Consider the following 11,774-nt stretch of genomic DNA (forward strand, 5'->3'; position numbering starts at 1 on the left):
CCTGCCCTTCCCCGCCCTTCGGCGGCCGGAAGGGCCCCGACACAGGGGATCGTCATGGACACGACCGTTTTATCCCTGCTGCATAACAAGCTGTTGTGGCTGCAGCGCCTGGTGATGGGACTGACCACCATCGCCTTTTCCGCCCTGATTTTCGTTCAGGTGTTTATTCGCTACTTCCTGGATCTGCCCCTCTATGGGGTGGAAGAGATCGCGGTCTACCTGGCGGTCTGGCTCTATTTCATCGGCTCCGGCTATGGTGTTTATCGCGGCAACCATATCTCGGCCGGCGTCATGGACATCGCCCTGTCCTCCCCGGCGGCGAAGGCGGCCCTCCAGGCCCTGGTCTCGCTGCTTTCACTGGCCATCATCGGCTGGGTCTGCTGGCTTTGCCTCGGCTATTTCCAGTGGAGCCTGGCCCGGGTGCCCAAGTCGCCGGAGCTGAGAATACCGCTCTACTACGTGCATGCCGCCATGCTGGCGGGAGCGGGGCTCATGTTTCTGTACACCCTTATCGAGCTGGTCGGCAGGCTCCACTGCCTGGTCGCGGGCCGCCCTTATCATTCCCTGGCGGAACGCGACGATAACGACACCGCCCGCAAGGCGGAAGGAAGATCCTGATGAATATCGATATTCTGATTGATGCCATCATCCTCGTCGGCCTGCTGCTGCTGGGTGTGCCCGCTCCCCTGTGCTTTGCGGCCGCCGCCCTGTTCCTGTTTGCGACGGGTGACTTTCACAACGCCAACTTCCTGGTGTCGTCGGGCTTTACCAAGCTGTCATCGCTGATCCTGCTGGCCATTCCCCTCTACATCTTCGCCGGCGGGTTGATGACCCAGGGCGGCATCGCCGGCCGCCTGATCGATCTGGCCGAAAGCCTGATCGCCCGGGTCAAGGGCGGGCTCGGCATAGTGGTGGTGTTTTCCACCGCCATCTTTGGCGCCATCTCCGGCATGTCCACCGCGGCGGTCGCCTCCATCGGATCCATCATGATCCCCAAGATGGTCGAGCGCGGTTATGACCGGGGCTACGCCACCACCCTGGTGGCGGCCTCTTCCGTGCTGGCGTTGCTGATCCCGCCCAGCTCCTCGATGATCCTCTACGGCTGGGTGACCAACACCTCGATCACCGCCATGTTCCTGGCCCCGGTGCTGCCGGCCCTGCTGCTGATCGGCAGCTTCACCCTGCTGAACCTGGTGCTGACCCGGAACATGGCGGTGGTCGAGCCCCCTCGCCGTTCGCTGCGGGAGACGGGCACCGATGTCTGGCTCAAGACCAAGCGCGCCGCCTTCGGGCTGGCCATGCCCATCGTCATTCTGGGCTGCATCTACGGCGGCATCACCACCCCCACCGAAGCCGCCGCCATTGCCGTGATCTACGCCATTCCCGTCGCCGTGTTCATCTACCGGGGACTGAGCTTCCGCTCCCTTGCCGACGTGGCCTGGAAGACCGGCCAGATAGCGGCGGTATTGATGATACTGGTGTTCTTTTCGTCGATGCTGGCGCGGGTCTGGACCATGGGCAACGTACCGCAGACCGTGATGGAGTTCATTCTGGGCCTCAGCGACAACAAGATACTGCTGCTGCTGCTCATCAACCTGTTCCTGCTGCTGATCGGCATGTTCCTGGACGACATCAGCGGCGTCCTGCTGGCCTCCCCCATGCTGCTGCCGGTTGCCGTCAGCCTGGGCATGGATCCGGTGCATTTCGGCGCCATTGTCGGCGTCAACCTGGGGATGGGCCTGATCACCCCGCCCACGGCGCCCATCCTCTATTTTTCCGGGCTGATCGGCAACACCACCCTGCCCCGGATGATCGGATACACCATGGCGTTCATCCTGTTCGGCTATCTGCCGGTGCTCTTGCTGACCACCTTTATCCCGTCGCTGTCGCTGCTGCTGCCCGAGGTGATCCTGGGCTACCAGCCGATGGGGCGATAACCCGCGCGGGTAGCGGGGAACACGAAACCACCGCCGCCGACGCACGATCAAACATTAACGAAGCCTTCATCACAGTCACAGAGGTACGCATCATGTCTTCCATGCCGGTCATCGGAATCACACTGGATATCGAACACACCCCGGGCTATGCCCCGGAGCCCTGGTACGCGCTGCGGGAGAACTACTGCTCCGCCATAGCGGCGGCGGGCGGGCTGCCGCTGGCCCTGCCCCACGGACAGGACGCGGCGGAGCACTATCTCGACCTGGTCGACGGCCTGGTGATCAGCGGCGGCATGTATGACATCCCCCCCGAACTCTACGGAGAATCCCTGCGCCAGGGTGAGCTGGTGACCAAGGAAGGCCGCACCCGGTTCGAACGCAAGCTGATCGAAGGAGCGCTGGCCCGCGACATTCCCCTTGTCGGCATCTGCGGCGGCATGCAGCTGTTGGCGGTGCTCAAGGGTGCCAAACTTATTCAGGATATTCCCAGCGAAGTGAAGGACAGCCTGAGCCATATGCAACCCCAGCCCCACCACCAGGCCGGACACCGGGTGCACCTCACCCCCGGCACCCGTCTGTTCCAGCTGTTCCGGCAGGAATCGCTGGAAGTGAACAGCGTGCATCATCAGGCGGTGCGGGATCTGCCGCCGGACATCATCGTCAGCGCCGTCGCCGACGACGGCATCGTCGAGGCGATCGAAATTCCCGGCCAGCACTTCTGCCTGGGCTTTCAGTGGCACCCCGAATACCTGATCAACCAGGGGGAGCGCCGGCTGTTCGAGGCGCTGGTCGCGGCGGCGACCCAGTACCGCCGGCACGCGGCCGCCCTCCCCCTGGCCAACTAGGACGAGGTGTACCATGAAGACAGAGTCCATCGCCATCATCGGCGCCGGCATCATCGGCGTCACCTCCGCCTACCTGCTCGCCCGTGCCGGCTATCGGGTGATGCTGCTGGACGCGGACGAGGGGCCCGCCCTCGGCACCAGTTTCGCCAACGGGGCCCAGTTGAGCTACTCCTATACCGACGCCATGGCCTCGCCGGGCCTGGTGGCCAAGATGCCCCGGATATTGCTGGGCCGGGATCCCGCCTTCCGGGTACGGATGTCGGTGGACGGACAACTGCTGCGCTGGGGCGGCCGCTTCCTGCTGCACGCCCGGGCGAGCCGGGAAGAGCGCAATACCCGCAATATACTGCGGCTCGCCCTGCATTCGCGGGACAGGCTGCATGAGCTAATGGAAGAGTGTGAACTCGGGTTCGATCACCGGCCTTCGGGCAAGCTGCATCTCTACGGCAGCCGCCAGGATCTGGAGCAGGCCGCCGCCCGGGTCCGGCAGAAAAGAGAGTGGGGCTGCCCGCAGCGGGTGCTGGACTGGCGGCAGTGCCTGGCGCTTGAACCCGGCCTGGCTCAGCTGTCCGCCCCCATGGCCGGCGGGGTCCATTCCCCCCTCGACGAGGTGGGCGACTGCCACCGGTTCGCCCTCGCCCTGCTGGACCGGCTGCGCCAACAACCAGGGTTCGAAGCGCATTATCACTGCCGGGTCCACCGCCTGCACAAAGAAGGGAACCGCATCACCGGGCTGGACACCAGCCAGGGCAGTATCACCGCCGACGCCTACCTGCTCGCCACCGGCCCCGACAGCCTGGCGCTGGCCCGCGGCATCGGCCTGCATATTCCCATCTATCCGATCAAGGGCTACAGCATCACGGTCCCCGCCACCGAGCGGGCCCCGGCGGTGTGCATCACCGACGTGGACAACAAGGTGGTGTTCGCCCGCGTCGGCGACCGGCTTCGGGTGGCCGGCTGCGCCGATATCGTCGGTGACGATCGGACGCTGGACCAGGATCGTATCGCTCACCTGCTGCGGGTCTGCCGGCAACGCTTCCCCGAGGCCGGCGACTACGATCGCCTGCTCGACCGCTGGACCGGTTTCCGCCCGGTCACCCCCAGCAGCGCCCCCATCATCGGCCGGGCCGGGGCCGACAACCTCTACCTTAACCTGGGCCACGGCATGCTGGGCTGGACCCTGGCCATGGGCTCGGCCTCGCTGCTGGCGGCCCGGATCGGCGGCGACCCCGCCCCCATCGACGACAGCGGGCTGCGCCCGGCCGACCACGGCCTGGGCGGCTAGCTCACCGCGAATTCCGGTGCCAGCCGGCTCAGGCCCAGGCCCTGGCTCTTGCTCAGCCGGATCTGCACCGGCACCCGCTCCTTCAGCGCCTCGATATGGCTGATGATGCCGATCATCTTGCCGCTGGCGTTGAGGGCGTCGAGGGCGTCGAGGGCCACCTCCAGGGTCTCGGCGTCCAGAGTGCCGAAGCCCTCGTCGAGGAAGAGGGAGTCGATGCGGGTCTTGCTGCTGACCAGATCCGACAGCGCCAGCGCCAGCGCCAGGCTGACCAGGAAGCTCTCGCCGCCGGACAGGGTCTGGGTATCCCGGGCCGCGTCCGCCTGCCAGCCGTCGATCACCGCCAGCTCCAGCTCGCCGCCGTCCTTGCGGGCCAGCCGGTAACGGCCGTGCAGCCGCGCCAGCCGGCGGTTGGCCAGGTGCACCAGGTGCTCCAGGGTCAGCCCCTGGGCGAAGCGACGGTAGCGGGCCCCGTCGGCGGAGCCGATCAGGCTGTTGAGTTGCTCCCAGTGATGCAGCTGCCGGCGTCCCCGCTCGATCTCGTCCAGCAGGGCCTGCTGCTGCCGGCGCTGGGCGGCGTCGTGCTCCAGCCGGCCGTCGAGCCGGCCCAACTGCTGCTGCAACAGGTTGACGGCGTCCTGCTGTCGCCGCTCCCGGGCCTCCAGCTCCGCCAGCGGCGCCGGCGGCTGCGGCCCCAGTTGCTGCCAGGCCTGCTCGGCCTGGGCCAGCCGATCCGCGGCCAGCGCCCGCGCCTGTTGCAGGGCCTGCAGCCGCGCCTGCAACTGCTGGCGCTCGTCCTCCTCCAGCCGGGCGGCGATAAAGGCGGCCTCGTCGGCGAAGGGACTGGCGGCCAGGGCCTGCTGCCAGCTTGCCTGTGCGTCGCTCAGCTCCCGTTGCAACACCGCCAGTTGCTGTTGCTCCTGCTCCTGAATGGCCCCCTGGCGCTGCAGTTCGTCATTCAGGCTAGCCAGCCGTGTTTCCGCTTCCTGGGCCGCGGCCAGCGGATCTGCCGCCGTGACCGGCTCGCCATCGGGCAGCCCCAGCGCCTGCCAGCGCTGCTGCCAGCGCAGGAACAGGCTGCCCGCCTCGCTCAGGCTGACGGCCAACTGCTGGCGCTCCTCTTTCAAGCGGGTGACGGCGGCCTGCTGCTGCCGCCAGTGCTGCCATTGCTGCTCGGTCTGCTGCAACCAGTCCTGCCAGCTTGCGGGCTTGTGACCGACGCTGGCAGTCAGCCGTTGCTCCAGCTCCTTCCGCTGCTGCTCAATGGCCCGGCATTCTTCGTTCAGCTGCTGCTGTGCCCGCAGCAGGGTTTGCTGCTGCTGCTCCAGCAACTGTTGCCGGTGTTTAAGCCTGTCGGCCTGGGCAGTGGCGGCCTGTTTGGCCTGCTCCCCGTGGTTCAGGACGGTTTTGGCCGCATCCAGCTGTTCGGCCTGCTGCTCGAGCCGCGCCAGCTGTTGCCGGCGCTCGTCAAGTTGTGCTGGCCAGTGATCCGCATCCAGAGCCAGGGCCAGCAGCAGCGCGGCTTGCCGTGCGCCGTGCTCCGCCATGGCCCTGTCCAGCTGCTGCAGCCGCAGCCCGATCTGCTCCAGCACCGCCTTGCGCTCCGCCTGCAGAGCGCTCAGTCTCTGGCCCTGCTGCTCCATCTTTTCCAGCTCGGCGCTCTTTTGCTGCAGCTCGGTTGCCGTGCTGCCATCCAGGTTCCGATACGCCTCGATGGCCGGATGAGACTCGCTGCCGCACAGCGGGCAGGCTTCGCCGGGCTGCAACTGCGCCCGGTGTTGCTCCAGGGAGCGGATCAGCTTTTCCTGCTCCAGCAAGCGGGTTTTGTCCTTCACCTGCTCCTGGAGCACGCGGTACTGCTCACGGGCCTGTTCCAGTTGCTGCTCGCCCTGTCGCCATTCCGGCTCCATCCGGGCCTGCTTTTGCTGCTCCTGTTGCCGCTCGTGCTGCAGCTCCCGCAGCCGGTCGACACTTTGCTGCAGGGTCAGCCAGTCTGGCTGTTGCCCGCGCAATTGCTGAAGGCGCGCCTTCAGCTCCGCCTCGGTGAGCGCGCCCAGAATATTGGCCAGTGCCTGCTGTTGTTGCCGGTATTGTGCTTCCGCCTGTTGTTCGGCCTGCTGCGCCTGCTGCTGTTGCTGTGCCAGCACTTGCCGGTCATGCTCAAGCCGCTGTTGTTCCTCGCCCTGTTGCTGCAGCCGCAGCCGCGCCTTGTAAGCCTGCTGCTGCAGCCGGTCGAGCTGCTCCACACTGGCGCGCCAGCCCGCCAGCTGCTCGCCCAAGCGTTCACCGGCGGCGTTGGCGGCCATGGCCTCGGCCAGCCCTTGCTGTTGCCGCTCCAGTTCGGCGTCCCGGGCCTGCAAGGCCTGATGGTGCTGGTGGCTGAACGACAGTCCCTGCCAGCTGTGCCGGCGGCGCTCAGCCGTCAGGGTGGCCAGCCCGGCCTCGCGCCGCTCCAGCTGGGCCGCCAGGGTGCCGAGCCGCGCCTGGTGCTGTTGCAGCTGTTGCCATTGCGGATACAAGCGGGCGGCCGGCTCGCTCTGCCGCAGACGCTGTTGTTCGTCAGCCGCGTCGTTCAGGGCGGCCAGGGCCTGTTGCTGCTCCCGGCGGGCGGCAACCCGCTGTTGCTCGCAGTGATCCCACTGGCGGCGGCGCTGCAGCTCGGCCCGGGTTTGCCGCAACCCCTCTTGCTGCCCGGCCAGCTCGGTGCCTGTCCCGGCCCGCTCCTGCTCGATGCTCTGCCGTTCCTCCTCGCTCAGCAGCGCCACGCCCTGGGCCCTGGCCTCCTGTTGCGCCAGGGCGGCCCTGTGCTCCCGGGTCTGCTCGAACACCCGCTGGGAAATGCGGGCGTAGATGTCGGTGCCGGTCAGTTCCTCCAGCAGTTCCGCCCGCTCGTTGGCGTCCGCGTGCAAAAAGGCGGCGAAGCCACCCTGGGCCAGCAGCATGGACTTGGTGAAGCGGCCGAAGTCGAGCCCGGTCAGTTGCTCGGTGAGTTTCAACTTGTCGTTGATCTTGTCGGTCAGGATCTCGCCGCTCCGCTTCGCCAGCTCCACCCTGGGTGCCTGCAGCTTGCCGTCGCTCTTGTCCCGGGCCCGCCGCTGGCTCCAGAAGGCGCGGTAGCCTTCTCCTTTCACCTCGAATTCCACCTCCGCCAGGCAGTCGGCGGTATGGCGGGTCATCAACTCGTTGCCGCCGGCGGAGATCACCTTCATCCGCGGTGTCTGGTGATAGAGCGCCAGGCAGATGGCGTCCAGCAGGGTGGTCTTGCCGGCCCCGGTGGGCCCGGTGATGGCGAACAGGCCGCTGTCCAGGAAGGGTTCCCGGGTAAAGTCGATTTTCCATTCGCCCTTGAGGGAATTCAGGTTCTTCAGCCTGAGGGTCAGGATTTTCATGCCTCCTCCCCCAGCGCCGCCAGCACCTCGGCATGCAGCCCGTTCAGCGCGGCCAGATCCGCCTCCGCCAGCGTCTCCGCCGCCAGCCGCCGCACAAACACCTGCTCCGGCGTCAGCTCGCTCAGGGTCTCGCGCTGCCCGGCCACCAGGGCCGCGGCCTGCTCCCGCCGCCCCCGGCGCACCAGCAGCACCTCCAGCGCCAGCCCCTCGGCCAGGGCCTGCACCCGGGGCTGCAGATCGCTCAGGTAGTCGTCGCCGGTGACCGTCACCTCCAGCCAGACTGGCCGGTTTTCGCTGCCGTTAGCCGCCACATCGGCCATGGCTGCGCCCAGTTCCTGCAGGTTGCCGCCAATCCGGGCCAGCGGCTGGAACAGGGGTACCGGCAGCGGGGTCACCCGTTCCAGGCCCCCTCCGGCGAACTCCGCCAGCAGTACCTCTTTCTGCCGGCCAACTTCGTCGAAACTGAGGGGAATGGGCGAGCCGCAGTAGCGAACGTGCTCCAGTCCGGCCACCTTCTGGGGCCGGTGGATATGACCCAGGGCGATATAGTCGGCGGCGGGAAAGGCGGCAGCGGGAAACGCCTCCAGAGTGCCGATGTAGATCTCCCGCACCGAGTCGCTGCTGCTGGCCCCCACGGTGGCGAGGTGGCCGGTGGCGAGGATGGGCAGGGCCGCAGCCAGTTGCGCGCGCCGCCCTTCGGCCAGCTCGAACAGGGTCCGGTAGTGGTCGGCGATGGCCTGCTGCAGGGCCTGCTGCTTGTCCCGGCCGCTCTGGCCGGCCTGGCTTTCCAGCACCTCCCGGCTGCGGATAAAGGGCACGGCGCACAGCAGGGCGCCGGGCTCGCCGTTTCGCCGGTGCAGGGTCAGCAGTTGCCGTTCCGGCTCGGCCAGCACCCCGGCGATCACCGACACGTTCAGGCAGCCGAGCAGTTCCCGGGACTCGTTGAGCATGGCCACCGAGTCGTGATTGCCGCCCAATACCACCAGATGGGCGCCGGTTCGCTGCAGCTCGACCACAAACTGGTTGTACAGCTCGCGCGCATAGCTCGGCGGCGTGCCGGTGTCGAACACGTCGCCGGCCAGGATGACCGCATCGACCCCGTGCCCTTCGACCTGCTCCACCAGCCAACTCAGGAAGGCCCGGTGTTCGTCATAACGGTTCTTGCCCAGAAAATGCTGGCCCAGGTGCCAGTCGGAGGTGTGCAGTATGCGCATGGCGGCTCTTGTGATTCTTGTGGTAACGGCTCAGCCGCTATTAAACCCGCTAAGGAGGCCGGGCGCAAATGCCCTTGGCGGGCGCAGAAAACTTGCTAGACTGGGCCTTTCTCCCGACATTCTGCCCGAAGATGCCTTTTTCCTACGATTTTCTCGCCCTGGCGGCGGCCGCCTGCTGGGCGGTGGCCAGCCTGCTCTCGGCCAATGCCGCCCGCCACCTGGGCGCCTTCGCCTTTTCCCGCTGGCGGATGTTCTGCGTCAGCCTGATGCTGTGGTCGGTGGCCCTGCTCGGCGGTGGCTGGGCCAGCCTGAGTCCCCACAGCCTGGGGATAATGGCCATTTCCGGGCTGATCGGGATCTTTATCGGCGATACCGCGCTGTTCGCCGCCATGAACCGGCTCGGTCCCCGCCGGGCCGGGGTGCTGTTCGCCACCCATGCCCTGTTTTCGGCCCTGCTCGGCTACCTGGTGTTCGGCGAGACCATCATCGGCCTGACCCTGCTCGGCTGCCTGCTGTTGGTGGGCGGGGTCATGACCGCCATCTTCTTCGGCAAGCGCGGCAACGACACCCATGCCTGGGAGCAGGATGACGGCAACCCCTGGCCCGGCATCGGCCTGGGGCTGTTGTCGGCCCTGTGCCAGTCGGTGGCCACCCTGATGGTCAAACCGGTGATGATGGGCGAGATAGATCCGGTCGCCGCCTCGGCGGTACGCATGAGCACCGCCTTTGTCGCCCACCTGGCCCTGCTCTGGTGCGGCCTGGCGGTGGCCAGGCCGCTGCGCGCCATCAACTGGCCGGTGTTCGGCATGGTGGCGCTCAATGCCTTCCTGGCGATGGGCGTGGGCATGACGCTGATCCTGCTGGCCCTGCGTTACGGCGAGGTGGGCATGGTGGCCATGCTGAGCTCGGTCAGCCCGGTGCTGGTGCTGCCCTTGCTGTGGCTGGTGATGAAACGGCGGCCGGCCAATGGCGCCTGGCTGGGCGCCCTGGCCACCGTGGTGGGAACCGGGTTAATCGTGGCCCGGCATTAGAGTTTAAGGCCTTCCTCGTCGAGGGCCTTGCGTACGCCCGGATCTTCCTTCATGTCCTGGAAGTGGCGGGCCAGGTGGGGATAGGGACCCAGCCCCTCGGGCAGCACCAGGGTCGCCCAGTATTCAAGCGGAAAGGCGCAGGCGTCCACTATGCTCTTGTGCTCGTCCATGTACCAGGTGCGGCTGGCGAGGTGGTTGTCCATCCGTTGCAGGAAGCGGGCGACCCGCTCGGGCACGGCGGCCTTGATGGCATCGTGGGCGGCGAAGCTGCGATCACTGGTGTATTTCTGCGGCGCAAAATAGGGGACGAAGGTACTGTAGACATCGGTATTGAGAAAACTGAGCCAGTAGTCGCACTGGTATTGCAGCACCGGATCCGTACCCGGTCCCAGGTGTTCGCCTTCGGGGAGCCGGGACAGGTAACGCAGTATGGCGCTGTTCTGGTACAAGTGGCCGAGATCTTCCGTGAACAGCACGGGAACCGAGGCCATATAGTTGATTTTGAGAAACTCGGGATCCCGGGTATCGGCCAGCTCCAGCTCGTAGGGCAGGCCCAGCCAGGACAAGACGATATGGGGAGCAAGCGAGCTGGCGCCCGGCTTGTAATATAACTTCATTCGATGACCTCCTCGGGCGGCACGGCGACCGCTGCCTGTCTGAATAGGGTGAACGCGTCCGGCCTTGTACCGGTGTCACCGCTCAAGGCCGGCCTTTACTAATTATCAGCAGGAAATCGGGAAATGGCGATGTCATCAATCTGTCATCGCCATCTGCAGGTCAAAAAGGTGAGATGGGCCTCAGTCTTCCACCGCCAGCAGCATTTTTTTCAGCAGGGCGGCGAATTGCCGTTGCTCCTCGGCCGACAGGGCCGAGGCCAGCTCGGCCTCGGCGGCGAGGTGGTACTTGACCGCGTCCTCCACCACCCGGAAGCCTTCGTCGGTCAGGGTGACGATCACCCCCCTGCGATCGTGATCCGCCTGGGCCCGGGTAACCAGGCCCCGGCTTTCCAGCCGATTGATGCGGTTGGTCAGGGCGCCGGAGGAGATCAGCACCATGGACTGCAACTGGTTGGGCGACAGCTGGAAATAGGGCGGGTGGCGACGCAGGGCGGCCAGCACGTCAAACTCCCCCACATTGAGGTCGTAGCGGGCCAGATCCTGCAGCACCCGGCGGGTAATAAAATATTCCAGCCGCACCACCCGACCGATCACCTCGGTACTCCCAAAGGCCAGATCGGGGCGAGCCCGCCGCCACAGGGTCACGATACGATCGATCTGATCCATGACCTGGGTGTCGTCCGGGCCGGTATTCTGCGTGTTGTTGTCGTTCATTGTTGTCGGGTGCTCCGTGATGCTCGCAGCCATTTTCATATCAAGAGAATATTGATAATAACATAAAGGATCCAGTCAGACCGCTGGCATCATGCCCCGGGACCGTACCCAAGTTGCTGTTTTTATGACCCGACACTCTTTTAGCCAGACCGTTTAATGACCGCCGCACTTGGGGTATACTCCGCGGGTTTAACGGAAACAAATAAGCCAACTGGGAGAATAAAAAGGTGAGCCTGTTAAGAAACCTGTTGCTTGCCGGTGTTGCCGCTGCCTCGCTGAGTGGCATGGCCTACGCCGCCAATGATATGTCGCCGGAAGCCATCGCCGAGCGCACCAAGCCGGTAGGCAGCGTCTATACCGCCGCCGATCTGGAAGGAATCGTGGACACCGCCGCCGGTAACAGCGGCGAGCCTGCCGCCCCGCGCAGCGGCGAGGCCGTTTATACCGCGGCCTGCGCCGCCTGCCATGCCACCGGCGCCGCCGGCGCTCCCATCAAGGGCGACGCCGACGCCTGGGGACCGCGCGTTGCCCAGGGCCGCGATACCCTGCTGAGCCACGCCCTCAACGGCTTCAACGCCATGCCGCCCCGCGGCGCCTGTGGCAATTGCTCCGACGAAGAGATCACCAACGCCGTCGACTATATGCTGGAAGCCCTCTGAGGCACCGCAGCCCATAAAAAAGCCGCAGCAATGCGGCTTTTTTATTGAAGACAGCGAGGCGTAAAAGGTGAGGAGTGGGGAGAAAA

At 66.1% G+C, this 11,774-nt stretch carries 10 protein-coding genes; 6 read left to right on the plus strand and 4 right to left on the minus strand.

Going from position 1 to position 11,774, the window contains the following annotated elements; all coding sequences use genetic code 11:
• Positions 1–54 precede the first annotated feature (54 nt).
• The 4 genes from AN401_RS17730 (at position 55) to AN401_RS17745 (ending at position 4,067) form a co-directional block, all read left to right on the plus strand.
• On the plus strand, positions 55–618 hold the full coding sequence (locus AN401_RS17730) for a TRAP transporter small permease (RefSeq protein ID WP_096780087.1): 564 nt from the start codon (positions 55–57) through the stop codon (positions 616–618).
• On the plus strand, positions 618–1,937 hold the full coding sequence (locus tag AN401_RS17735) for a TRAP transporter large permease (RefSeq protein ID WP_096780088.1): 1,320 nt from the start codon (positions 618–620) through the stop codon (positions 1,935–1,937). Before AN401_RS17730 ends, AN401_RS17735 begins: the two co-directional genes overlap by 1 nt.
• Positions 1,938–2,029: 92 nt before the next feature.
• Positions 2,030–2,782 carry a gamma-glutamyl-gamma-aminobutyrate hydrolase family protein gene (locus tag AN401_RS17740; protein WP_096780089.1) on the plus strand — a complete coding sequence of 251 codons (753 nt, stop codon included), beginning with the start codon at positions 2,030–2,032 and terminating at the stop codon, positions 2,780–2,782.
• 13 nt (positions 2,783–2,795) lie between these two features.
• On the plus strand, positions 2,796–4,067 hold the full coding sequence (locus AN401_RS17745; RefSeq protein ID WP_096780090.1) for a D-amino acid dehydrogenase: 1,272 nt from the start codon (positions 2,796–2,798) through the stop codon (positions 4,065–4,067).
• Here AN401_RS17745 and AN401_RS17750 read toward each other — a convergent pair.
• Together AN401_RS17750 and sbcD are read right to left on the minus strand one after the other, a co-directional pair.
• Positions 4,064–7,453 carry an AAA family ATPase gene (locus tag AN401_RS17750; protein WP_096780091.1) on the minus strand — a complete coding sequence of 1,130 codons (3,390 nt, stop codon included), beginning with the start codon at positions 7,451–7,453 and terminating at the stop codon, positions 4,064–4,066. The two genes, AN401_RS17745 and AN401_RS17750, sit on opposite strands and share 4 nt — an antisense overlap.
• Positions 7,450–8,667, minus strand: a complete 1,218-nt coding sequence (sbcD, locus tag AN401_RS17755) for an exonuclease subunit SbcD (protein ID WP_096780092.1) — start codon at positions 8,665–8,667, stop codon at positions 7,450–7,452. Before sbcD ends, AN401_RS17750 begins: the two co-directional genes overlap by 4 nt.
• Positions 8,668–8,798: 131 nt before the next feature.
• Between sbcD and AN401_RS17760 the strand changes: the two genes are divergently transcribed.
• Positions 8,799–9,698 (plus strand): DMT family transporter, encoded by a 900-nt coding sequence (locus tag AN401_RS17760; RefSeq protein ID WP_096780405.1) that lies wholly within the window; start codon positions 8,799–8,801, stop codon positions 9,696–9,698.
• On the opposite strand, the gene AN401_RS17765 is transcribed toward AN401_RS17760, so the two are convergent.
• Together AN401_RS17765 and AN401_RS17770 are read right to left on the minus strand one after the other, a co-directional pair.
• Positions 9,695–10,315 (minus strand): glutathione S-transferase family protein, encoded by a 621-nt coding sequence (locus tag AN401_RS17765; protein WP_094039071.1) that lies wholly within the window; start codon positions 10,313–10,315, stop codon positions 9,695–9,697. The genes AN401_RS17760 and AN401_RS17765 overlap by 4 nt on opposite strands.
• A 180-nt stretch (positions 10,316–10,495) precedes the next feature.
• Positions 10,496–11,029: a MarR family winged helix-turn-helix transcriptional regulator gene (locus AN401_RS17770; RefSeq protein WP_176442015.1), complete on the minus strand. Its 534-nt coding sequence runs from the start codon at positions 11,027–11,029 to the stop codon at positions 10,496–10,498.
• A gap of 284 nt (positions 11,030–11,313) precedes the next feature.
• Between AN401_RS17770 and AN401_RS17775 the strand changes: the two genes are divergently transcribed.
• Positions 11,314–11,688, plus strand: a complete 375-nt coding sequence (locus tag AN401_RS17775) for a c-type cytochrome (RefSeq protein ID WP_408645778.1) — start codon at positions 11,314–11,316, stop codon at positions 11,686–11,688.
• Positions 11,689–11,774: the final 86 nt, after the last annotated feature.

The organism is Zobellella denitrificans (genome assembly GCF_002407485.1).
In the GTDB taxonomy this organism is placed as follows: Bacteria; Pseudomonadota; Gammaproteobacteria; order Enterobacterales; family Aeromonadaceae; genus Oceanimonas; species Oceanimonas denitrificans.

Bases quoted from the DNA above. Each gene is read 5' to 3' on its own strand.
- AN401_RS17730 (WP_096780087.1), top strand. From the start codon at position 55: ATGGACACGACCGTTTTATCCCTGCTGCATAACAAGCTGTTGTGGCTG.
- AN401_RS17735 (WP_096780088.1), top strand. From the start codon at position 618: ATGAATATCGATATTCTGATTGATGCCATCATCCTCGTCGGCCTGCTG.
- AN401_RS17740 (WP_096780089.1), top strand. From the start codon at position 2,030: ATGTCTTCCATGCCGGTCATCGGAATCACACTGGATATCGAACACACC.
- AN401_RS17745 (WP_096780090.1), top strand. From the start codon at position 2,796: ATGAAGACAGAGTCCATCGCCATCATCGGCGCCGGCATCATCGGCGTC.
- AN401_RS17750 (WP_096780091.1), bottom strand. From the start codon at position 7,453: ATGAAAATCCTGACCCTCAGGCTGAAGAACCTGAATTCCCTCAAGGGC.
- sbcD (WP_096780092.1), bottom strand. From the start codon at position 8,667: ATGCGCATACTGCACACCTCCGACTGGCACCTGGGCCAGCATTTTCTG.
- AN401_RS17760 (WP_096780405.1), top strand. From the start codon at position 8,799: ATGCCTTTTTCCTACGATTTTCTCGCCCTGGCGGCGGCCGCCTGCTGG.
- AN401_RS17765 (WP_094039071.1), bottom strand. From the start codon at position 10,315: ATGAAGTTATATTACAAGCCGGGCGCCAGCTCGCTTGCTCCCCATATC.
- AN401_RS17770 (WP_176442015.1), bottom strand. From the start codon at position 11,029: ATGAACGACAACAACACGCAGAATACCGGCCCGGACGACACCCAGGTC.
- AN401_RS17775 (WP_408645778.1), top strand. From the start codon at position 11,314: ATGGCCTACGCCGCCAATGATATGTCGCCGGAAGCCATCGCCGAGCGC.